This is a genomic window from Pseudomonas sp. MSSRFD41 (assembly GCF_014230245.1).
Classification (GTDB): domain Bacteria; phylum Pseudomonadota; class Gammaproteobacteria; order Pseudomonadales; family Pseudomonadaceae; genus Aquipseudomonas; species Aquipseudomonas piscis.
Window position 1 is genome coordinate 117,718 of record NZ_JACKZK010000003.1, and the last position, 20,723, is coordinate 138,440.

At 63.2% G+C, this 20,723-nt stretch carries 18 protein-coding genes; 12 read left to right on the forward strand and 6 right to left on the reverse strand.

Annotation, left to right across the window (positions count from 1 at the left end; genetic code table 11):
* Positions 1–12: 12 nt before the first annotated feature.
* Entirely contained in the window at positions 13–879 is an 867-nt protein-coding gene (gcvA, locus tag H7A76_RS07405; RefSeq protein ID WP_185698144.1) for a transcriptional regulator GcvA, read from the reverse strand.
* 163 nt (positions 880–1,042) lie between these two features.
* On the opposite strand from gcvA, the gene H7A76_RS07410 reads away from it, so the two are divergent.
* Together H7A76_RS07410 and ccoM are read left to right on the forward strand one after the other, a co-directional pair.
* The gene (locus H7A76_RS07410) at positions 1,043–1,204 is read left to right on the forward strand and encodes a hypothetical protein (RefSeq protein ID WP_185697900.1); all 162 of its coding nucleotides are present in this window, start codon (positions 1,043–1,045) and stop codon (positions 1,202–1,204) included.
* 144 nt (positions 1,205–1,348) lie between these two features.
* The gene (ccoM, locus tag H7A76_RS32600; protein WP_007959205.1) at positions 1,349–1,465 is read left to right on the forward strand and encodes a cytochrome c oxidase subunit CcoM; all 117 of its coding nucleotides are present in this window, start codon (positions 1,349–1,351) and stop codon (positions 1,463–1,465) included.
* 148 nt (positions 1,466–1,613) lie between these two features.
* Here the strand turns inward: ccoM and H7A76_RS07415 are convergent, their stop codons facing one another.
* Together H7A76_RS07415 and H7A76_RS07420 are read right to left on the reverse strand one after the other, a co-directional pair.
* Complete coding sequence (locus H7A76_RS07415) at positions 1,614–3,089, reverse strand: inorganic phosphate transporter (protein ID WP_185697901.1); 1,476 nt, start codon at positions 3,087–3,089, stop codon at positions 1,614–1,616.
* 374 nt (positions 3,090–3,463) lie between these two features.
* Positions 3,464–3,664, reverse strand: a complete 201-nt coding sequence (locus H7A76_RS07420; protein ID WP_185697902.1) for a hypothetical protein — start codon at positions 3,662–3,664, stop codon at positions 3,464–3,466.
* A gap of 602 nt (positions 3,665–4,266) precedes the next feature.
* On the opposite strand from H7A76_RS07420, the gene pcaR reads away from it, so the two are divergent.
* The 9 genes from pcaR (at position 4,267) to pcaC (ending at position 13,846) form a co-directional block, all read left to right on the forward strand.
* A complete protein-coding gene (gene pcaR / locus H7A76_RS07425; protein WP_185697903.1) occupies positions 4,267–5,109 on the forward strand; it encodes a pca regulon transcriptional regulator PcaR in 843 nt (280 codons plus the stop codon).
* 299 nt (positions 5,110–5,408) lie between these two features.
* A complete protein-coding gene (locus tag H7A76_RS07430; protein WP_185697904.1) occupies positions 5,409–6,755 on the forward strand; it encodes an MFS transporter in 1,347 nt (448 codons plus the stop codon).
* Positions 6,756–6,964: 209 nt separating this feature from the next.
* On the forward strand, positions 6,965–7,825 hold the full coding sequence (locus tag H7A76_RS07435; RefSeq protein ID WP_185697905.1) for a CoA transferase subunit A: 861 nt from the start codon (positions 6,965–6,967) through the stop codon (positions 7,823–7,825).
* Positions 7,822–8,601, forward strand: a complete 780-nt coding sequence (locus tag H7A76_RS07440) for a CoA-transferase subunit beta (RefSeq protein ID WP_185697906.1) — start codon at positions 7,822–7,824, stop codon at positions 8,599–8,601. Before H7A76_RS07435 ends, H7A76_RS07440 begins: the two co-directional genes overlap by 4 nt.
* Positions 8,598–9,803, forward strand: coding sequence for a 3-oxoadipyl-CoA thiolase (gene pcaF, locus H7A76_RS07445; protein WP_185698145.1), 1,206 nt, complete (start codon positions 8,598–8,600; stop codon positions 9,801–9,803). The genes H7A76_RS07440 and pcaF overlap by 4 nt, the downstream gene beginning before the upstream one ends.
* A gap of 116 nt (positions 9,804–9,919) precedes the next feature.
* On the forward strand, positions 9,920–11,215 hold the full coding sequence (locus H7A76_RS07450) for an MFS family transporter (protein WP_185697907.1): 1,296 nt from the start codon (positions 9,920–9,922) through the stop codon (positions 11,213–11,215).
* A 45-nt stretch (positions 11,216–11,260) separates the two neighbouring features.
* Positions 11,261–12,625 carry a 3-carboxy-cis,cis-muconate cycloisomerase gene (locus H7A76_RS07455; protein ID WP_185697908.1) on the forward strand — a complete coding sequence of 455 codons (1,365 nt, stop codon included), beginning with the start codon at positions 11,261–11,263 and terminating at the stop codon, positions 12,623–12,625.
* A gap of 11 nt (positions 12,626–12,636) precedes the next feature.
* Positions 12,637–13,425: a 3-oxoadipate enol-lactonase gene (pcaD, locus tag H7A76_RS07460; RefSeq protein WP_185697909.1), complete on the forward strand. Its 789-nt coding sequence runs from the start codon at positions 12,637–12,639 to the stop codon at positions 13,423–13,425.
* Positions 13,426–13,447: 22 nt separating this feature from the next.
* Entirely contained in the window at positions 13,448–13,846 is a 399-nt protein-coding gene (pcaC, locus tag H7A76_RS07465; protein ID WP_185697910.1) for a 4-carboxymuconolactone decarboxylase, read from the forward strand.
* 86 nt (positions 13,847–13,932) lie between these two features.
* On the opposite strand, the gene adeC is transcribed toward pcaC, so the two are convergent.
* Genes adeC through emhA form a run of 3 tightly spaced genes read right to left on the reverse strand, consistent with a single transcriptional unit; the run spans position 13,933 to position 19,694 of the window.
* On the reverse strand, positions 13,933–15,396 hold the full coding sequence (gene adeC, locus H7A76_RS07470; protein WP_185697911.1) for an AdeC/AdeK/OprM family multidrug efflux complex outer membrane factor: 1,464 nt from the start codon (positions 15,394–15,396) through the stop codon (positions 13,933–13,935).
* Positions 15,393–18,533 carry an efflux RND transporter permease subunit gene (locus H7A76_RS07475; RefSeq protein ID WP_185697912.1) on the reverse strand — a complete coding sequence of 1,047 codons (3,141 nt, stop codon included), beginning with the start codon at positions 18,531–18,533 and terminating at the stop codon, positions 15,393–15,395. The genes adeC and H7A76_RS07475 overlap by 4 nt, the downstream gene beginning before the upstream one ends.
* Positions 18,534–18,536: 3 nt before the next feature.
* Positions 18,537–19,694 (reverse strand): efflux RND transporter periplasmic adaptor subunit EmhA, encoded by a 1,158-nt coding sequence (emhA, locus tag H7A76_RS07480; RefSeq protein ID WP_185697913.1) that lies wholly within the window; start codon positions 19,692–19,694, stop codon positions 18,537–18,539.
* 265 nt (positions 19,695–19,959) lie between these two features.
* On the opposite strand from emhA, the gene emhR reads away from it, so the two are divergent.
* On the forward strand, positions 19,960–20,592 hold the full coding sequence (emhR, locus tag H7A76_RS07485) for an efflux system transcriptional repressor EmhR (RefSeq protein ID WP_185698146.1): 633 nt from the start codon (positions 19,960–19,962) through the stop codon (positions 20,590–20,592).
* Positions 20,593–20,723: the final 131 nt, after the last annotated feature.

A 20,723-nucleotide genomic window follows, 5' to 3' on the forward strand; every position in this document is an offset into this window, starting at 1 on the left:
TATCCAAATGGCTCATGGATGTTCGGCCTGTTCTTGCAGCCACTGGGCGAAGCATTGCGCGGCCGGGCTTGCCCCGCCTTCGGCAGTGACCAGCCAGTAGCCGATCTGGCTGTCCAGGGGCGGCAGGTCGAAGGCTTGAACCAGCCTGCCCTGGTCCAGGTGACGCTGGATCAAGCGGCGCCGGCCCATGGCCAGGCCTTGGCCGGCCACTGCCGCCTCCACCACGATGTTGTAGTCGTGCAGCATCACGGGCGGGTGCGGGCTGAGGTCGAAACCATGGCAGGCGCTCCAGTCGTGCCACTCGAAGGGCTGCTGGGAGTGGGCCATCAGCCGTGGGGCCGTGGCCAGGGTCGTGGCCTTGAGTTCGGGGCTGCAGACCGGCGATAGCTGTTCGGCCAGCAGGCGGGTGGCGCTGACCCGGGGCCAGTGGCCCTTGCCGTAGCGAATGGCCAGGTCGACCTCGGCCCCGGCGACATCCGCCAGTTCGATGCAGGCTTGCAGTTCCAGCTGGATCTGTGGGTAGCGCCGGTTGAAGTCGGCCAGGCGCGGTGCCAGCCACAAGGTGGCGAAGGAGGCCAGCAGGCCGACGCGCAGCACCTTGGGGGCAGGTGCGACCCGTAGCGCCTGGGTGGCCTGGGCAATCTGCTCCAGGGCCGGGTGGATCTGCCGGTGGTAGGCCGCACCGGCGTGGGTCAGGTCGATGGCCCGGGTGCGGCGGATGAACAGTGGCTGGCCCAGATGCTCTTCGAGCTTGTGCACCTGATGGCTGATGGCGCTCTGGCTGACACACAGCTCCTGGGCGGCCTTGCTGAAACTCAGGTGCCGGGCTGCGGCTTCGAAGGCGCGCAGGGCCAGCAGCGGCGGCAAGTGCTTGGGCATTTCCACGATGGCTTTCCTGGGACGGTTCAAGGGGCCATTGTGCGATTAAAAAGGTCCCGAGGCAGAGATTTTATTGTGCCGATACAGGCCAGATGACTGGTCAGGGGCAGCGTCACGCCGCATTATTGTCCCCATTCGCCATTGATCATTCGTGATGCACGCCATGAAGCAAGAACCCAAGTTGATCGACCTGAACGCCGAACGCGCCAAGCGCGTGCATGACCTCAACGAAAAGCGCCTGAACGAAGTGCGCCAGGCATTCGAGCAAGCGATGCCCTTGGGCAAGCCGAAGAAAAAACCTAAAAACAAACCGAAAAAGCGCTGAACCGGGCGTTTTCCGTTGATATAGGTCAGTTATTCCCCCTTCCTCGCCCCCCGTCCTTGGCGTCATTGACGCCGGTCAATTTTCCCCTGCGCCTCTTTGGTTAACTTAGCTCCATCGCAACGAGGCACGAGCAGGAGGCTGGTCATGTTTTTCGACAATGTGGTGTTCGCCGGAGTGCTGACCGTCGGCCTCATGGTGCTGTTCTTCGCAGGTTTTGGATTCTTCATCTGGAAAGACGCCAACAAGCGTAAAAAACCTTAAGTCTCTCCAGAGCAACGAGCACGCAAGGCATTTTGGGCAACTTCGGTTGCCCTTTTTTTTGCCTGCAGGAAAGGGTCGGACATCGAATGCCGGGCATAAAAAAAGGTGCGTCCCCAGGGGGCGCACCTTTTTTCTGGCCGGGATTTGTTCAGGTGCCCAGGACCTTCGAGGCGGCCCAGAACAGGCCGGCCGACAGGGCCACGGTGGCTGGCAGGGTCAGGACCCAGGCCATCAGGATGGTCTTCACCGTGCCACCTTGCAGTCCGCTCTTGTTGGCGACCATGGTCCCGGCCACGCCGGAGGAGAGCACGTGGGTGGTGGACACTGGCAGGCTGAACACGTTGGCCAGGCCGATCAGGCCGGCAGCGGTGATTTGCGCCGACATGCCCTGGGCGTAGGTCATGCCTTGCTTGCCGATCTTCTCGCCGATGGTCTGTACCACGCGTTTCCAGCCGATCATGGTGCCTAGGCCCAAGGCCAGGGCCACGGCCAGGATCACCCAGAACGGCGCGTATTCGGTGGTGGCGGTCAGGTCCTTGCGCAGCTTGTCCAGGTCGGCTTTTTCACGGGCGGCCAGGCCAGGCAGCTTGCCGACCTTCTTGGCCGTGTCGTCCAGGCACAGCAAGTAGCGGCGGACTTCGATGCGGTCTTCCGGGGACAGCGAATGGTAGTCGGAAACGCCCTTGAGGCTGCTCAGCAGGGCGCTGATGGTCGGTTCGGTCTGCTGCGGGTTGCAGCGGAATTTGCCGGGGAGATCGTCCTTCACGCTTTTGCCCAGGGCCAGGAATTCGCCCAGGGACTCGTGGTTGCGCTGGTAGAACTGGCTCAGGTGCAGGGTGGCGTCGCGGGTACGCTCGATCTGGTAGGTGGTGCTGTTGAGGTCCAGCACGAACTGCGCGGGCACGATGCCGATCAGCACCAGCATGATCAGGCCGATGCCTTTCTGGCCATCATTGGAGCCGTGGACGAAGCTCACGGCCATGGCCGAGATCACCAGCACCAGGCGGTTCCAGAATGGCGGATGCTTCTTGTCGTCGACCTTGCGCCGCTGTTCCGGGGTCTTGTGCATCTTCGAGATCGGCCGCCACCACTTCAGGCCGATCAATACCAGCGCTGCAATAATGAAGCCGGCCATGGGCGAGAACACCAGGGATGCGCCGATATCGATCGCTTTCTGCCAGTTCACGCCATCACCCAGGGGGATATCGTTGAGCAGGGCATTGGCCAGGCCGACACCGAGGATCGAACCGATCAGGGTGTGGGAACTGGAGGCGGGAATGCCGAAGTACCAGGTCCCCAGGTTCCAGGCGATGGCTGCGGCCAGCAAGGAGAAGACCATGGCCAGGCCGTGGCCGGTGTTGACGTTGATCAGCAGCTCGACCGGCAGCAGGTGGACGATGGCGTAGGCCACGCCGACACCGCCGAGGAGCACGCCGAGGAAATTGAATACACCGGAAAAGAACACGGCCAGGTGCGGCGGCATGGCTTTGGTGTAGATAACAGTGGCAACCGCATTTGCGGTGTCATGAAAGCCGTTGATGAACTCGTAGGCGAGGACAAAAGCCAGGGCGAGCAAGAGGCTCACAAGCACCCAAGCATCCAGTCCGCTGAATAAATCGATCATGAAGGTTTTCTGACCCGGTCATAAGGGGGCGCGATTATGCCAGAAAACCCTACTAATCAACGCACAAGCTGCTCACCGGTAACATTCTTCAACGAAAAAACTGACCCGGAGCAGAGTTTTCTCCGATTTCTTCCTGGGGCGGTAACCCGCTGATTTTACTGGGCCATAACCTGCTGGTTGGTGGCCAGGGGCGGCTTCAAGAGGGTTAAAACGCTTGTATGAAATTTCACGCTGAGGGCCTGCCGGGTAGCGTTCCTCGTTTCGATAGCGCGACGTACTGGAGGCTCGTGAAGGCGGGCATCAATGGACTACCTGCCGCCGAGATCATCGTGCGGGCAAGGGAGGCAAGCCCTCGAAAGCTCAAGCCGCCCACATCATGGCTGGTCGGCCTTGAGCTCTTTTTCCATCTTCTGCAGTTCCTGGATGAATGCCTGGTCGCGAATGCTGGCGCGTTTGCGCCAAGGTTTGCGTTCAGGTTCGGGCTGGGCGGCATAAAGAGTCACCTCGCCACCGTAAACTTCCTTGTAACGTTGCTCCTGGCGCTCAAGTTCCGCGCGCAGTTCGTCTTTCGTCACAGTGTTACCTAATTATGTAAGGTCCATTCCGGTGTAACGCGTGGCAGTGGCGCGCCTACGGGAAAGCAGACTCCCCAGCACTCGGGCTTGGGAGTGGCAATCCTTGCACACGCGCCTCTAATTGCACGCGGCTACGTCACCGGATGAAAACGACTGTCGTAGCAACAGCGTCGTCTATTGCAAACGGATTGGCCAAATAGTGTTTGGGGTCAAGCGCTTGCGGCAGGTGTCTGGTTACCGCAGTCCATCACCTGGATGAGGTGGAAGGGGAACTGAGCCCATTTCCCTCGTTCGTGCAGTATAGCTTCGATAAAGATTCACTGGATGTCTATGAAGTTTAAAATTGCTAACTTCATTGTGAGTCCTTTGTTACGCGCAAGTTTTATTCATCTTCATGCGCCCGAGTTTCCCCGGCACTTTGCCTGACGGGAGGCGGTAATTTTACCGGATGATTGTTACCTTCAAGAGTCAACGAACTGATGGTCATTGCTCCGGGACGGTTGATTGCGCTTACCGATGGGCGGTTCGATAATCGTCCGTTATCGCCATCATCCGCTGTACGGCATGTCGAATATCGCTAGCCTCGCCGCAGGGAGCCTGAAATGAACGATCAGATGCGTAACTCCTTCACCTCGATGGCTCCGCCGATCGTGGCCTCGGCGGCGAAGAGGATCCAGGCGTTCACCGGCGATCCGGACTTCATGACCTCCCTGGCCCGGGGGCTGGCGGTGATCCAGGCGTTCCAGGAGCGCAAGCGGCACCTGACCATCGCCCAGATCAGCCACCGTACGGAAATACCCCGGGCTGCAGTGCGTCGCTGCCTGCACACCCTGATCAAGCTCGGCTATGCCACTACCGACGGACGCACCTATTCACTGCTGCCCAAGGTGCTGACCCTCGGGCATGCCTACCTGTCCTCGACGCCCCTGGCCGTTTCCGCACAACCCTACCTGGACCGCATGAGCGAGCAGCTGCACGAGGCTTGCAACATGGCGACCCTGGAGGGTGACGACATCCTCTACATCGCCCGTTCGGCCACCACCCAGCGGCTGATTTCCGTCGATCTTTCGGTGGGCGGCCGATTGCCGGCCTATTGCACGTCCATGGGACGGATCCTGCTGGCCGCGCTGGATGACTCCTCGCTGCACGAATACCTCGAGCATGCCGACCTGCAGGCCAAGACCAGCCGCACCCTGCATACCCCGCAGGCATTGCTGGAGTGCCTGCGCCAGGTACGCCAGCAGGGTTGGTGCATCGTCGACCAGGAACTGGAGCAGGGGCTGCGTTCGATCGCCGTGCCCGTGTACGACGCGTCAGGCCAGGTGCTGGCAGCGTTGAATGTGAGCACCCATGCCAGCCGGGTCAGCCACGTCGAACTGCAGCAGCGCTTTCTTCCCGGCCTGCTGAGCGCCAGCCGCGAACTCAGCGCCCAACTGTTCACTTAAGCTGTTCGATAAACGCCCAGATCCGCTCCTGGCGAATTGACGCTGTTTCCCCGGGCTGATTAATGTCGCGCCAGTGTCTTGGGCTGCGCACATCCCCAGCCCGCATTCCCTGTGCGATCCGCCCAGTTGCGCCATCCAATAATAAAGAAGAGGCCAGCCCCATGAGCATGTTCACCGTGCGCCCTTGTTCCCATCATTGCCGCGTCGCCTTGCCTGCCGGCTGATTGGCCCTTGCCGTCGTGATCCGACCTACCCGGGCGGAATGTTGCGCACTGGTGGCCTTGCATGGATGAACAGCCATGAACCAACCGCAATCCGCAGTAGGGAACTGCCTCGATGTGCAGTCCCTCATCAATGCCCAACCGCTGTCGTCCTACCAGTGGCGGGTGGTGATCCTGTGTTTCCTGATCGTTTTCCTCGATGGCCTGGATACGGCGGCCATGGGGTTCATCGCTCCGGCGCTGTCCCAGGACTGGGGCATCGACCGCGCCAGCCTCGGTCCGGTCATGAGCGCTGCGCTGATCGGCATGGTTTTCGGCGCCCTGGGTTCCGGGCCGCTGGCCGACCGCTTTGGGCGCAAGGTGGTGTTGGTGGGCGCGGTGGCGCTGTTTGGCGTCTTCAGCCTGGCGTCGGCCTATAGCGCCAGCGTCCAGCAGTTGTTGGTCTTGCGGTTCCTCACCGGCCTGGGGCTCGGCGCGGGCATGCCCAATGCCACTACGCTGCTTGCCGAATACACCCCCGAGCGCCACAAATCGCTGCTGGTGACCAGCATGTTCTGCGGTTTCAACCTGGGCATGGCCGCGGGTGGGTTCATCTCCGCCAAGCTGATCCCGGCCTTCGGCTGGCATAGCCTGTTGCTGGTAGGGGGAGTCTTGCCGCTGCTCCTGGTCCTGGTGCTGCTGATCTGGCTGCCGGAATCGGCACGTTACCTGGTGGTGCGCGGTGCTGGCACCGACAAGGTGCGCAAGGCCCTGGCACCGATAGCCCCGGCCCTGGTCCGCGAGGCCGGCAGTTTCAGCGTGCCGGAGCAGAAGACGGTGCGGGCGCGCAACGTGCTTGCGGTGATCTTCTCGGCCACCTGCAGCCTTGGCACCCTGTTGTTGTGGCTGACCTATTTCATGGGGCTGGTGATCGTCTACCTGTTGACCAGCTGGCTGCCGACCCTGATGCGCGACAGCGGGGCGAGCCTGGAGCAGGCCGCCTTCATCGGCGCCCTGTTCCAGTTTGGCGGAGTGCTCAGTGCGGTGCTGGTGGGCTGGACGATGGACCGCTTCGACCCGCACAAGGTGATCGGCATCTGCTATCTGCTGGCCGGAGCCTTCGCCTACGCCGTTGGCCAGAGCCTGGGCAACATGGCGTTGTTGGCCAGCCTGGTGCTGGTCGCCGGCATGTGCGTCAACGGCGCGCAATCGGCGATGCCGTCCCTGGCCGCTCGTTTCTATCCGACCCAGGGCCGGGCCACCGGTGTGTCGTGGATGCTCGGCATCGGGCGGTTCGGCGCGATTCTCGGCGCCTGGATGGGCGCGGCCCTGCTGGGTATGGGCTGGAACTTCGCGCAGGTGCTCAGCGCCCTGATGATTCCCGCTGCATTGGCCACCGCAGCGGTGTTGATCAAGGGGCGGATCAGCCATGCCGACGCCACTTGAGTCCTGGATCTTAACCTCGCTTGCCGGCGATCAGTCGGTGGTTGCGGGGTCGAGGTCATGGATAGCTCTGCAATAATTTGTTCGATAATCGAACGTTTAGTCGATTATCGGATTGTTCCGTGGTTTTGCCCCGGCTTAACCTTCAGCCACTGCGGCGCCACCTGAGCGCCTTTCCCCAGTCGCTGGACACCCACCGGGAGACTCCCTCCATGGCTGCAATCCTCTCGCTGCACGAGGCCGTAAAGCAGTTGATCAACGATGGCGACACCGTCGCGCTCGAAGGTTTCACCCACCTGATCCCCACGGCCGCGGGCCATGAAATCATTCGCCAGGGCAAGCAGGAGCTGACCCTGGTGCGGATGACCCCGGACCTGATCTACGACCAACTGATCGGGGCCGGCTGCGCCCGCAAGCTGATTTTCTCCTGGGGCGGCAACCCGGGCGTGGGGTCCCTGCATCGCCTGCGCGACGCCGTGGAAAAACAATGGCCGCGGCCGCTGGAGATCGAAGAGCACAGCCATGCCGACCTGGCCAATGCCTACGTCGCCGGGGCCTCGGGTTTGCCGTTCGCCGTGCTGCGGGCTTACGCCGGGTCCGACCTGCCCAAGGTCAACCCGCTGATCAAGAGCGTGACTTGCCCCTTCACCGGTGAAGTGCTGGCGGCGGTGCCATCGGTACGTCCGGACGTCACGGTGATCCACGCGCAGAAAGCCGACCGCAAGGGCAACGTCCTGCTGTGGGGCATCCTCGGCGTGCAGAAGGAGGCGGCGCTGGCCGCCCAGCGCTGCATCGTCACCGTCGAGGAGATCGTCGATGACCTCGAGGCGCCGATGAATGCCTGCGTGCTGCCGACCTGGGCCCTGAGCGCGGTGTGCCATGTGCCTGGCGGTGCCCATCCGTCCTACGCCCACGGGTATTCCGAGCGCGACAATCGTTTCTACCAGGCCTGGGACCCCATCGCCCGCGATCGCCAGAGCTTCACCGCATGGATCGACCAGTACATTCGCGGCACTGCCGACTTCAGTGAATTCCAGGCCAAGCTGGCCGCAGCCCGGGAGGCCCGGCAATGACTTACTCCACCAATGAAATGATGACCGTGGCCGCGGCCCGGCGCCTGCGCAACGGCTCGGTATGCTTCGTCGGCATCGGCCTGCCGTCCAAGGCCGCCAACCTGGCGCGCCTCACTTCGTCGCCGGACGTGGTGCTGATCTATGAATCCGGCCCGATCGGCGCCAAGCCCAGTGTCCTGCCGCTATCCATCGGCGACGGTGAACTGGCGGAAACCGCCGATACCGTGGTCCCCACCGCGGAGATCTTCCGCTACTGGCTGCAGGGCGGGCGGATCGACGTGGGTTTCCTGGGGGCGGCCCAGGTCGACCGCTTCGGCAATATCAACACCACGGTGGTCGGCGATTATCACCAGCCCAAGGTGCGCCTGCCGGGAGCTGGCGGTGCGCCGGAGATCGCCGGCTCGGCCAAGAGCGTGCTGATCATCCTCAAGCAGTCCGCCCGCTCCTTCGTCGACAAGCTGGATTTCGTCACCTCGGTCGGCCATGGCGAAGGCGGCGACTCGCGCCAGCGCCTGGGGCTGCCGGGCGCCGGTCCGGTGGGGATCATCACCGACTTGTGCATCATGGAACCTGAGGCAGGCAGTCATGAGTTCGTCGTCACTTCCCTGCATCCGGGAGTGACCCGTGAACAGGTGATAGAGGCCACGGGCTGGGCGATTCGCTTCGCCGAGCAGGTGACCCAGACCAGCGCACCCACCGCGCTGGAACTGACGGCGCTGCGCGAACTGGAGGCTCGTACCGCCGCTGCCCATGGCCAAGCCCCGGGAGAAGCCTGATGCGCGACGTATTCATCTGCGATGCCATTCGTACCCCCATCGGCCGCTTTGGCGGTGGCTTGTCCAGCGTGCGGGCCGATGACCTGGCGGCCTTGCCGATCAAGGCGCTGATGGAGCGCAACCGGCAAGTGGACTGGAGCGCGCTGGACGAAGTGTTCCTCGGTTGTGCCAACCAGGCCGGCGAAGACAACCGTAACGTGGCGCGCATGGCGCTGCTGCTCGCCGGCCTGCCGGATAGCGTGCCGGGCGTGACCCTCAACCGTCTTTGCGCCTCGGGCATGGAGGCTGTGGGTACGGCGTTTCGCGCCATCGCCAGTGGCGAGATGGAACTGGCCATCGCCGGCGGCGTGGAGTCGATGTCCCGTGCGCCCTTCGTCATGGGCAAGGCCGAGGGTGCCTTTTCCCGCAACATGCAACTGGAGGACACCACCATCGGCTGGCGTTTCATCAACCCGTTGATGAAGGCCCGGTATGGAGTGGATGCCATGCCCCAGACCGCCGACAACGTCGCGGATGAGCAGCGGATCTCCCGGGCCGACCAGGACGCCTTCGCCCTGCGCAGCCAGCGCAAGGCCGCGACGGCCCAGGCGGCGGGTTTTTTCGCCGAAGAAATAGTACCGGTGCGCATCGCCCACAAGAAAGGTGAAATCCTCGTCGAGGATGACGAGCACCTGCGCCCGCAGACCACTTTGGAGGCCTTGAGCAAACTCAAGCCGGTGAATGGGCCGGACAAGAGCGTCACCGCTGGCAATGCCTCGGGGGTCAACGACGGCGCCGCCGCGTTGATCCTGGCCTCGGCCGATGCGGTGAGGCAGCACGGCCTGACGCCAAGGGCCCGGGTCCTGGGCATGGCCAGCGCTGGAGTGGCGCCACGGGTCATGGGCATCGGCCCGGTGCCGGCGGTGCGCAAGCTTACCCAGCGCCTGGGCCTGGCGGTGGGCGATTTCGATGTGATCGAACTCAACGAGGCGTTCGCCAGCCAGGCCCTGGCGGTGCTGCGGGAACTGGGGTTGGCGGATGACGCGCCCCAGGTCAATCCCAACGGTGGCGCCATCGCCCTGGGCCATCCGCTGGGCATGAGCGGGGCCAGGCTGGTGCTGACGGCCTTGCACCAACTGGAGCGGACCGGCGGCAGGAAAGGCCTGGCCACCTTGTGCGTGGGGGTCGGGCAGGGCCTGGCCCTGGCCATCGAACGGGTCTGACGCCGATTGCCCGCAGCCGTCGAGGCGGCTGCGGGGCAGCCTGGTCATGGAGACTGTGGAACGGGAGTGTTGCCAAGTATGTCTAGACTGACACTGTCCCCCATGAGTGAAAAAACATGACTACAACTACAAGTCACTACACCGGAGAGGAACGCAGCAAAAGGATCTTTGCCATTGTCGGTGCTTCGTCCGGCAACCTGGTGGAATGGTTCGACTTCTATGTCTACGCCTTCTGCGCCATCTATTTCGCCCCGGCGTTCTTTCCCTCGGACGACCCCACGGTGCAATTGCTCAACACCGCCGGCGTGTTCGCCGCCGGGTTCCTGATGCGCCCGATCGGCGGCTGGTTGTTCGGCCGGGTTGCCGATCGCCACGGGCGCAAGAACTCGATGATGATCTCGGTGCTGATGATGTGCACTGGCTCCCTGGTCATCGCCTTCCTGCCGACCTATGCCAGCATCGGCGCCTGGGCGCCGTTCCTGCTGCTGCTGGCACGGCTGTTCCAGGGCCTGTCGGTGGGCGGCGAGTACGGCACTACCGCTACCTACATGAGCGAGGTGGCGCTCAAGGGCCAGCGCGGTTTCTTCGCTTCATTCCAATACGTGACCCTGATTGGCGGGCAACTGCTGGCGGTGCTGGTGCTGGTGATCATCCAGCAGTTCCTCGACGAGGCCGCGCTCAAGGCCTGGGGCTGGCGCATTCCGTTCATGATCGGCGCCATCGCGGCCCTGATCTCGTTGTTGCTGCGTCGTTCGCTGAAGGAAACCAGCAGCCGGGAAACCCGCGAGGACAAGAACGCCGGCAGTATCGCCGCGCTGTTCAAGCACCATTTGGCGGCCTTCATCACGGTGCTGGGCTACACCGCCGGTGGTTCGCTGATCTTCTATACCTTTACTACCTACATGCAGAAATACTTGGTGAACACTGCCGGCATGCACGCCAAGACCGCCAGCTATGTCATGACTGGCGCCTTGTTCCTGTACATGTGCATGCAACCGCTGTTCGGCATGCTCGCCGACCGTATCGGCCGGCGTAACTCCATGCTCTGGTTCGGCGCCCTGGGTACGTTGTTCACGGTGCCGCTCTTGCTGGCCCTGAAGACCGTCAGCAGCCCGCTCCTGGCATTCGTGCTGATTACCCTGGCGTTGGCCATCGTCAGTTTCTATACCTCCATCAGCGGCCTGGTGAAGGCCGAGATGTTCCCGCCCGAAGTCCGGGCGCTGGGCGTGGGGCTGGCCTATGCGGTGGCCAATGCGATCTTCGGGGGTTCGGCGGAATGGGTGGCCCTGAACTTCAAGAACATGGGGATGGAAAATACCTTCTACTGGTACGTTACGGTGATGATGGCCATCGCCTTCCTGTTCAGTCTGCGATTGCCCAGGCAGGCTGCCTACCTGCACCACGATCTTTGAACCACGAGCCTGCGTCCGGGTGGGCGCAGGCTGCCAAGGACCCTTATGACCCTAGCTGCGAGCAACCAGCTGTTCGATGCCTATTTCACCGCCCGGCCAATGCGCAAGGTGTTCTGCGACCAGGGCCGAATCCAGGCGATGCTCGATTTCGAAGCCGGCCTGGCCCGGGCCGAGGCCCGGGCGGGGTTGATCCCGGCCAGCGCCGTCGCGCCGATCGAGGCCGCCTGCCAGGTCGGCTGGTACGACTTGCAGGCCTTGGGCGAGGCCATAGTCACGGCGGGCAACCCGGCTATCCCGCTGGTCAAGGCCCTGGGCCGGCAAGTGGCCGTAAACGCTCCCGAAGCCGAGCGCCATGTGCACCTGGGCGCTACCAGCCAGGATGTGATGGACACGGGCCTGGTGTTGCAACTGCGCAGCGCCCTGGACCTGTTGGAACAGGATCTTGAGCGCTTGGGGGAGTGCCTGGTCGCCCAGGCCGAGCGATACGCCGACCTGCCCCTGGCGGGCCGGACCTGGCTGCAACATGCCACTCCGGTCACGCTGGGCATGAAGATCGCCGGCTGGCTGGGGGCGGTGACCCGCGGTCGCGAACGCTTGCAGCAACTCAAGCCGCGCTTGCTGGTGCTGCAGTTCGGCGGGGCCTCCGGGACCCTGGCGGCCTTGGGCGAGCAAGCGCTACCGGTGGCTCTGGCCCTGGCCGAGGAACTGCGCCTGGGCTTGCCGGAGCAGCCCTGGCACACCCAGCGCGATCGCCTGGTGGAGTTCGCCTCGAGCCTCGGTCTCTTGGCCGGCAGCCTGGGCAAGCTGGGCCGGGATATCAGCCTGCTGATGCAGACCGAGGCGGCGGAGGTATTCGAGCCGGCGGCGGCGGACAAGGGCGGCTCGTCGACCATGCCGCACAAGCGCAATCCGGTGGGCTCGGCGGTGCTGATCAGCGCCGCGACCCGGGTTCCGGGGTTGCTGGCGACACTGTTTTGCGCCATGCCCCAGGAGCACGAGCGCAGCCTGGGGCTGTGGCATGCCGAATGGGAAACCCTGCCGGAGATCTGCTGCCTGGTATCCGGCGCCCTGCACCAGGCCCTGTCGCTGGTCGAGGACCTGGAGGTGGACCGCCAGCGCATGGCGCACAACCTCCAGCTGACCCAGGGGCTGGTTCTGGCCGAGGCGGTAAGCATGGCCCTGGCCCAGCGCCTGGGGCGCGAGACCGCCCACCATCTATTGGAACAATGCTGCAAGCGCGCGGTGGCCGAGCAACGCCACCTGCGCGGGGTATTGGGCGAGGATCCCCAGGTCAGTGCCGAGCTGTCGGCGCTGGAGCTGGATCGCCTGCTGGACCCGGCGCATTACCTGGGCCAGGCCAAGACCTGGGTCGAGCGCGCCGTGGCTGAACATTTTGCCTTGAAGGCCTGAAGGAGATTGCCGTGGGATTCGTGAAACTCGCCGGGGGCGAATTGCATTATCAACTGGAGGGGCCGGAGCAGGCGCCGGTGCTGGTGCTGTCCAACTCTTTGGGTACCAACCTGCACATGTGGGACAAGCAGATGCCGCTCTTCACCGAGCATTTTCGGGTCCTGCGCATGGATACCCGTGGCCATGGCCGGTCCCTGGTCACCGCGGGGCCTTACAGCATCGAGCAACTGGGGCGCGATGTACTGGCGTTGCTCGATGCCCTGGATATCGCGCGTGCGCATTTTTGCGGCCTGTCCATGGGCGGGTTGATCGGCCAGTGGCTGGGAATTCATGCCGGCGAGCGCCTGGGCAAGCTGGTGGTGTGCAACACCGCGGCCAAGATCGGCGACCCTTCGGTGTGGAACCCGCGGATCGAGACGGTGCTGCGTGACGGCCAGGCCGCCATGGTGGCGCTACGGGATGCGTCCATCGCCCGCTGGTTCACCCCGGACTACGCCGAGGCCCATCCGGACCAGGCCAAGCTGATCACCGACATGCTGGCCGCCACTTCGCCCGAGGGCTACGCGGCCAACTGCGCCGCAGTGCGCGATGCCGACCTGCGCGAGCACTTGGCGGCGATCAAGGTGCCGACCCTGGTGATCGCCGGCAGCGACGATGCCGTCACCCCACCGGCTGGCGGGCATTTCATCCAGCAGCGGGTGCCGGGCGCCGAGTACGCCGAGTTCCGCGCCGCGCATCTGTCCAACGTCCAGGCCGGGGATGCCTTCAGCGCCCGGGTCCTGGACTTCCTGCTGGCCTGAGCGACCACCCAAGGAGCCATTCGTGGACGAAAAGCAACGCTATGCCGAAGGCCTGCAGGTGCGTCGCGCGGTGCTGGGCGAGGCCCATGTCGAGCGCAGCCTGGCAGCCCTGACCGAGTTCAACTCGGAGTTCCAGGACATGATCACTCGCCATGCCTGGGGCGATATCTGGACCCGTCCGGGACTGCCCCGGCATACCCGCAGCCTGGTCACCATCGCCATGCTGATCGGCATGAACCGCAACGAGGAGCTCAAGCTGCATCTGCGGGCGGCCGCGAACAACGGCGTGAGCCGGGGCGAGATCAAGGAAGTGATCATGCAGAGTGCCATCTACTGCGGGATCCCGGCAGCCAACGCCACCTTCCACCTGGCCGAATCGGTGTGGGATGAACTGGGGGTGGAGTCGCGCCAGGCGCCGTAGGCGAGGGCGGGGTGGTCGACCTTGGCCGTGGACTACAAACGAAAAACCCACCGTGAGGTGGGTTTTTCATGCAGCCGGTTCAGGCTTCAGAACAGATGCAGCTCAGGGGCTTTCTTTTCCGCCGTTTGCTCGTTCTTCGCGCTCTGCTCGCTCCAGCCCCCGCCGAGGGCCTTGTACAGGTTGACCTCGCTGGTCAGCTGCGCCAGGCGGTCGGTGATCAGCGCTTGTTGGGCGCTGAACAGCGAGCGCTGGGCGTCGAGGAAGGTCAGGTTGCTGTCGACCCCGATGCGGTAGCGGCGCTCGGCCAGGCGGTAGTAGTCCTGGTTGGCGCTGACGAAATCACGCTGGGCCTGCAACTGCTGGTTGTAGGTCTGGCGTGCGGCCAAGCCATCGGAGACTTCCTGGAAGGCGGTCTGGATGGACTTCTCGTACTGGGCGACGCTGATGTCCTTCTGGATCTTGGAGTAGTCCAGGCTGGCGCGCAGGCTGCCGGCGTTGAAGATCGGCAGGTTGATTTGCGGCTGGAACAACCAGGTCCCCGAGCCACCCTTGAACAGGCCGGAGAGATCCGGGCTCAGGCTGCCGGCGTTGGCCGTCAGGCTGATGCGCGGGAAGAACGCCGCGCGGGCCGCGCCGATATTGGCGTTGGCGGCCTTGAGCTTGTACTCGGCCTCGAGGATGTCCGGACGCCGTTGCAGCAGCTCGGACGGCAGGCCGGCCGGCAACTCGCTCAGCAGATCGGCCGACAGCGGCTGGGCCGCCGGCAGGTTGGCCGGGATCGCGGTGCCCAGCAGCAGGGTCAGGCTGTTTTCATCCTGGGCTACCTGGCGGGTGTAGCGCGCCAGTTGCACCCGGGCGTTTTCCACGGAGGTACGCGACTGGCTCAGGTCCAGGGCCGAGGCGACCCCGACCTCGTTGCTGCGCGAAGTCAGGCGGTAGCTTTCCTCGTAGGTCGCCAGGGTTTCCTGGGTCAGCTTCAGCAGCTCCTTGTCGGCCTGCCAGGTGATGTAGGCATTGGCGACGCTGGCCACCAGGCTGATCTGGGTGCTGCGCCGGGCTTCTTCAGTGGAGAAGTAGTTCTGCAGCGCTTGCTCGCTCAGGCTGCGCACGCGACCGAACAGGTCCAGCTCGTAGGCACTGATGCCCACGGTAGCCGAATGCTGGCCGGAGATCCGATCATCGCCGGTCCCCGATACCCGGGCCGGCAGGCGCTGGCGCTGGCCGCTGACGTTGGCGGAAATGGCGGGGAACAGGTCCGCCCGCTGGATTTGGTACTGCGCGGCATAGGCGTCGATGTTCAGCGCCGCGACCTTCAGGTCGCGGTTGTTTTCCAGGGCGACCTGGACCAGTTGCTGCAGGGCCGGGTCATGGAAGAACTGCCGCCAGCCTTGTTCGGCGGCCGCCACGTTGGCGGCCTCCTTTGGCGAATAGGCCGGGCCTTGGGGGAATTGCGCCGCCACCGGCGCGTCCGGGCGCTGATAATCCGGTATCAGCGAGCAACCACTTAGCGCGATGGCGGTGATTGCCAGGGAGAGTAGCGACTTGCTCATTGGCCAGCCTCATTAGAGTTTGCAGTAGTTTCTGATTGGTCCGCTTTCCTGCGGCCCATGGACGATACGACGACGAAGAACAGCGGGACCCAGAAGATCGCCAGGATCGTCGCGGTAAGCATACCGCCAATCACGCCGGTGCCAATCGCATGCTGGCTACCCGCGCCAGCGCCGCTGGAGGTGGCCAGAGGCACGACCCCGAGGACGAAGGCCAGGGAGGTCATGATGATCGGCCGCAGACGCATGCGGCAGGCTTCGACCGCGGCGTCGATCAGGGAGCGGCCTTGTTCGTGCAGCTCCTTGGCGAACTCGACGATCAGGATGGCGTTCTTCGCCGCGAGGCCGATGGTCACCAACAGACCCACCTGGAAGTACACGTCGTTGGACAGGCCGCGCAGGCTGGTGGCCATCAGTGCGCCGATGATCCCCAGTGGCACTACCAGCATGACCGCGATCGGGATCGACCAGCTTTCATACAGCGCCGCCAGGCACAGGAACACCATCAGCAGGGACAAGGCGTATAGCGCTGGCGCCTGGGAGCCCGACAAGCGTTCCTCGTAGGACAGGCCGGTCCAGGAAATACCGACACCTGGTGGCAGCTTGGCGGCAATGGCTTCGACCTCGGCCATGGCTTCACCGGTGGTGTAGCCGGGGGCCGGGGCACCGAGGATCTCCATGGCCTCTACGCCGTTGTAGCGGGCCAGCTTCGGCGAGCCGTAGATCCATTCACCCTTGGCGAAGGACGAGAACGGCACCATGGTCCCGGCACTGTTGCGCACGTACCACTTCTTCAGGTCCTCGGGGCTCATGCGAGCACCGGGTTGGCCCTGGATGTACACCTTCTTCACCCGACCGCGGTCGATGAAGTCGTTGACGTAGCTACTACCCAAGGCGATCGACAAGGTGTTGTTGATGTCGCTCAGGGTCACGCCCAGGGCGCTGGCGCGCTCGTCGTCGATGGTCAGATGGTACTGTGGCTCGTCGTTCAGGCCGTTCGGACGGACCTGGGCCAGTACTTTGCTCTGGGCCGCCATGCCGAGGAACTGGTTGCGTGCCGCCATCAGTTTCTCGTGGCCGATACCGGCGCGGTCCTGGAGGAACACGTCGAAACCGGTGGCGTTACCCAACTCCAGTACCGCCGGAGGGGCGAAGGCGAACACCATCGCGTCGCGGAAGCTGAAGAAGTGCATCTGCGCGCGCTGGGCCAGGTTGAACACGCTGTTTTGCGCAGAGCGCTCGCCCCATGGCTTGAGCATGATGAAAGCCATGCCCGAACTCTGGCCACGACCGGCGAAGTTGAAGCCGTTCACGGTAAATACCGAGGCGACGGTGTCCTTTTCCTTGTCCAGCAGGTAGGAACGCATTTCGTCGACCACCACCTGGGTCCGCTCGGCACTGGAGCCGGCTGGCGTCTGGACCTGGGCGAACAGTACGCCCTGGTCTTCTTCCGGCAGGAACGCGGTCGGGATGCGGGTGAACAGCCACATCATGCCCACCACGATCAGCAGGTAAGCCAGAAGGTACGGCGCCTTGTGCCTCAGGATGCTGGCCACGCCGCGTTCGTAGCTTTTCACGCTGCGGTCGAAGGTACGGTTGAACCAGCCGAAGAAGCCGCGTTTCTCGCCATGGCCTTCAGGAATGGCCTTGAGCATGGTGGCGCACAGGGCAGGGGTAAAGATCAGGGCAACCAGCACCGACAGGGCCATGGCCGAAACCACGGTGATCGAGAACTGCTTGTAGATCACACCGGTGGAGCCGCTGAAGAACGCCATCGGCAGCAGTACCGCGGACAGCACCAGGGCGATACCCACCAGGGCGCCCTGGATCTGGCCCATGGATTTCTTGGTCGCTTCCTTGGGTGACAGCCCTTCCTCTTGCATCACCCGTTCGACGTTCTCCACCACGACGATGGCGTCGTCCACCAGCAAGCCGATGGCCAACACCATGCCGAACATGGTCAGGGTGTTGATGCTGAAACCGGCTGCCGCGAGGATGCCGAAGGTACCCAGCAGCACTACCGGTACCGTCATGGTGGTGATCACCGTGGCACGGAAGTTCTGCAGGAACAGGAACATCACCAGGAACACCAGGACGATGGCCTCCACCAGCGTCTCGACCACGCTCTTGATGGATTCGGTCACCACTGGGGTGGTGTCGTACGGGAATACCACCTTCATGCCTGGCGGGAAGAAGGGCTCCAGGTCGCTGATGGTCTTGCGCAGCGCCTTGGCGGTATCCAGCGCGTTGGCGCCGTTGGCCAGTTTCACCGCCAGGCCGGAAGCCGGGTTGCCATTGAACTGGGCGCTGATGGCGTAGTTCTCGCCGCCCAGGGCAACGTCCGCGACGTCGCCCAGGCGTACTTGCGAACCATCCTTGTTGACCTTCAGCAGGATCGCCTTGAACTGCTCGGCGGTCTGCAGGCGAGTCTTGCCGATGATGGTGGCGTTCAGTTGCTGGCCAGGCACGGCAGGCAGGCCGCCAAGCTGACCGGAGGACACCTGGACGTTCTGAGCGGCGACCGCGGTCTTCACGTCTACCGGGGTCAGGTTGTAGTTGTTCAGCTTGGCCGGGTCGAGCCAGATCCGCATGGCGTACTGGGCACCGAACACCTGGAAGTCACCGACACCCGGGGTCCGGGAGATCGGGTCCTGCATGTTCGACACGATGTAGTTCGACAGGTCGTCCTTGGACATGCTGCCGTCCTCGGAAACCACGCCGATCACCAGCAGGAAGTTCTTCACCGCCTTGGTCACGCGGATGCCCTGTTGCTGTACTTCTTGCGGCAGCAGCGGGGTGGCCAGGTTGAGCTTGTTCTGCACCTGGACCTGCGCGGTATCGGAGTTGGTGCCTTGCTCGAAGGTCGCGGTGATGGTCATGCTGCCGTCGGAGTTACTTTCCGAGGACACATAACGCAGGTTGTCGATGCCGTTGAGTTGTTGCTCGATCACCTGGACCACGGTGTCCTGCACGGTCTGCGCCGAGGCTCCCGGATAGGTCACGGAGATCGCGATCGAGGGCGGCGCGATGCTCGGGTACTGGTTGATCGGCAGTTTGAGGATCGCTAGAGCCCCGACCAACATGATCACCAGGGCGATAACCCAGGCGAAGATCGGACGGTCGATAAAGAATTTCGACATGGTTTACTCCCCTTTGCCGCCTGCAGTCTTGCCTGTTGCCTGGGCAGGGGCCGGGTTCTTCGCAGATACGTTGGTGGCTTCGGTGGCCTTGACCTCGATGCCGGGCTTGACGAACTGCAGGCCTTCGGTGATCAGGCGATCGCCGGCCTTCAGGCCGTCTTCCACCAGCCACTGGCTGCCGACGGTGCGGCTGGCCTTGAGCTGGCGCAGCTCGACCTTGTTGTCGGCACCTACCACCAGGGCGGTCGGAGTGCCCTTGAGGTCACGGGTCACGCCTTGCTGTGGCGCCAGGATCGCCGCGCTGTTGACCCCGGCTTGCAGCTGGGCATGCACGAACATGCCGGGCAGCAGGGTGTGCTCAGGGTTCGGGAACACCGCACGCAGGGTCACCGAGCCGGTGGTCTCGTCCACCGAGACTTCGGAGAATTCCAGCTTGCCGTCGAGCTTGTACTGGCTGCCGTCTTCCAGGGTCAGCTTGACCTTGGCGGCGTTGTCGCCAACTTTCTGCAGGCGGCCGCTTTCCAGCTCGCGACGCAGCTCCAGCAGTTCCACCGAGGACTGGGTGACGTCGACGTAGATCGGATCCAACTGCTGGATCACCGCCATGGCCGTCGACTGGCCATTGCTCACCAGAGCGCCTTCAGTGACCGAAGAGCGGCCGATGCGACCGGTCAGCGGTGACAGCACCTTGGTGTAGCGCAGGTTGATCTGGGCATTTTGCAGCGCGGCCTCGGACTGCAGGCGGTTGGCCACGGCCGTATCGTATTCCTGGCGGCTCACGGCCTGCTCGTTGACCAGTTGTTTGTAGCGATCGGAAATCGAACGGGTCGATTGCAGGTTCGCTTCAGCGCTCTTCAGCGTTGCCTCATAGATCGATGGGTCGATCTGATAGAGCTGCTGGCCTTCCTTCACATCACCGCCTTCCTTGAACAGGCGTTTGAGGATGATTCCGTTTACCTGTGGACGAACTTCGGCGATACGGAACGCAGTGGTCCGGCCCGGGAGTTCGGAGGTCAGGGTAAAGGCTTGTGGTTGCAGGGTGACGACGCCGACCTGAGGTGCTTGAGGGGCGGGGGCCGCCTCTTCCTTTTTACATCCGCTGAGCAGCGATGCCAGGGCGACGGCAGTGACCAGAGCGGTAACAGCTGGCTTGAGTTGCATGAAGATCCTCGGGTCAGGCACGCGAGATGCGCACAAGAAAAGTGGAAAGGTAAAAAGAGTTGGCTGAGTGGATAAGTAGCTTGCTAAGGAATATACTTACGTACATGTCTGTTTGTAAATACCCTGGTGGCGTACCCATCCGGTTACAAAAGCTCCCGCAAGTGTTGAATTGTAGGTTGGGTAAACGGCACTCGAGATGTCGTTCCATATTTATTCAGAAGGTCTTTGCGCATCGCTGAAAGATCCTGATCGAGGTTGTACTGCCATGGTCCGTCGTACCAAAGAGGAAGCTCAAGAAACCCGCGCCCAGATACTCGAGGCGGCCGAGAAGGCCTTTTACGAGCGAGGCGTGGCGCGGACCACCCTGGCCGATATCGCGACGTTGGCGGGAGTCACGCGTGGCGCGATCTACTGGCATTTCAGCAACAAGGCCGACCTGGTCCAGGCCATGCTCGACAGCCTGCACGAACCCTTGGGCGAGATGGCGGCCGCCAGCGAGGATGTGGATGAAGTGGACCCTCTGGGTTGGATGCGCAAATTGCTCATTCATCTGTTTCACCAAGTTGCCCTGGACCCGAAAACCCGACGCATCAATGAAATTCTGTTTCATAAGTGCGAGTTCACCGATGAAATGTGCGACCTGCGTCGTCAGCGCCGCGCGGCCAGCCTGGAGTGCAACCTGCATATCGAGCAGACGTTGAGCAACGCGGTGAATCGTGGGCAATTGCCCGCGGATCTCGATACAAGGCGGGCAGCCATCAGCATGCGAGCCTTCGTCGACGGTCTTCTCTACCAGTGGTTGTTGGCTCCGGACAGCTTTGTCCTGCATACCGAGGCGGAGCGTTGGGTCGATATCGGACTCGATATGTTGCGCCTGAGCCCTAACCTTCGTCATTAAGACAAAATGCGTAATTGAATCTGGTTATGTCAAGATCTGCGCAATGAAGCCATGCCTCCCCGGACCACAGGGTCAAACGGGGGGCATTTATATACCGGGCCGGTCCTGTCTTGATAGATAGCGAGCTATGT

Excerpts from the sequence above, each read along its gene's own strand:
- gcvA (WP_185698144.1), bottom strand. The coding sequence starts at position 879 with ATGCCCAAGCACTTGCCGCCGCTGCTGGCCCTGCGCGCCTTCGAAGCC.
- H7A76_RS07410 (WP_185697900.1), top strand. The coding sequence starts at position 1,043 with ATGAAGCAAGAACCCAAGTTGATCGACCTGAACGCCGAACGCGCCAAG.
- ccoM (WP_007959205.1), top strand. The coding sequence starts at position 1,349 with ATGTTTTTCGACAATGTGGTGTTCGCCGGAGTGCTGACCGTCGGCCTC.
- H7A76_RS07415 (WP_185697901.1), bottom strand. The coding sequence starts at position 3,089 with ATGATCGATTTATTCAGCGGACTGGATGCTTGGGTGCTTGTGAGCCTC.
- pcaR (WP_185697903.1), top strand. The coding sequence starts at position 4,267 with ATGAACGATCAGATGCGTAACTCCTTCACCTCGATGGCTCCGCCGATC.
- H7A76_RS07430 (WP_185697904.1), top strand. The coding sequence starts at position 5,409 with ATGAACCAACCGCAATCCGCAGTAGGGAACTGCCTCGATGTGCAGTCC.
- H7A76_RS07435 (WP_185697905.1), top strand. The coding sequence starts at position 6,965 with ATGGCTGCAATCCTCTCGCTGCACGAGGCCGTAAAGCAGTTGATCAAC.
- H7A76_RS07440 (WP_185697906.1), top strand. The coding sequence starts at position 7,822 with ATGACTTACTCCACCAATGAAATGATGACCGTGGCCGCGGCCCGGCGC.
- H7A76_RS07450 (WP_185697907.1), top strand. The coding sequence starts at position 9,920 with ATGACTACAACTACAAGTCACTACACCGGAGAGGAACGCAGCAAAAGG.
- H7A76_RS07455 (WP_185697908.1), top strand. The coding sequence starts at position 11,261 with ATGACCCTAGCTGCGAGCAACCAGCTGTTCGATGCCTATTTCACCGCC.
- adeC (WP_185697911.1), bottom strand. The coding sequence starts at position 15,396 with ATGAGCAAGTCGCTACTCTCCCTGGCAATCACCGCCATCGCGCTAAGT.
- H7A76_RS07475 (WP_185697912.1), bottom strand. The coding sequence starts at position 18,533 with ATGTCGAAATTCTTTATCGACCGTCCGATCTTCGCCTGGGTTATCGCC.
- emhA (WP_185697913.1), bottom strand. The coding sequence starts at position 19,694 with ATGCAACTCAAGCCAGCTGTTACCGCTCTGGTCACTGCCGTCGCCCTG.
- emhR (WP_185698146.1), top strand. The coding sequence starts at position 19,960 with ATGGTCCGTCGTACCAAAGAGGAAGCTCAAGAAACCCGCGCCCAGATA.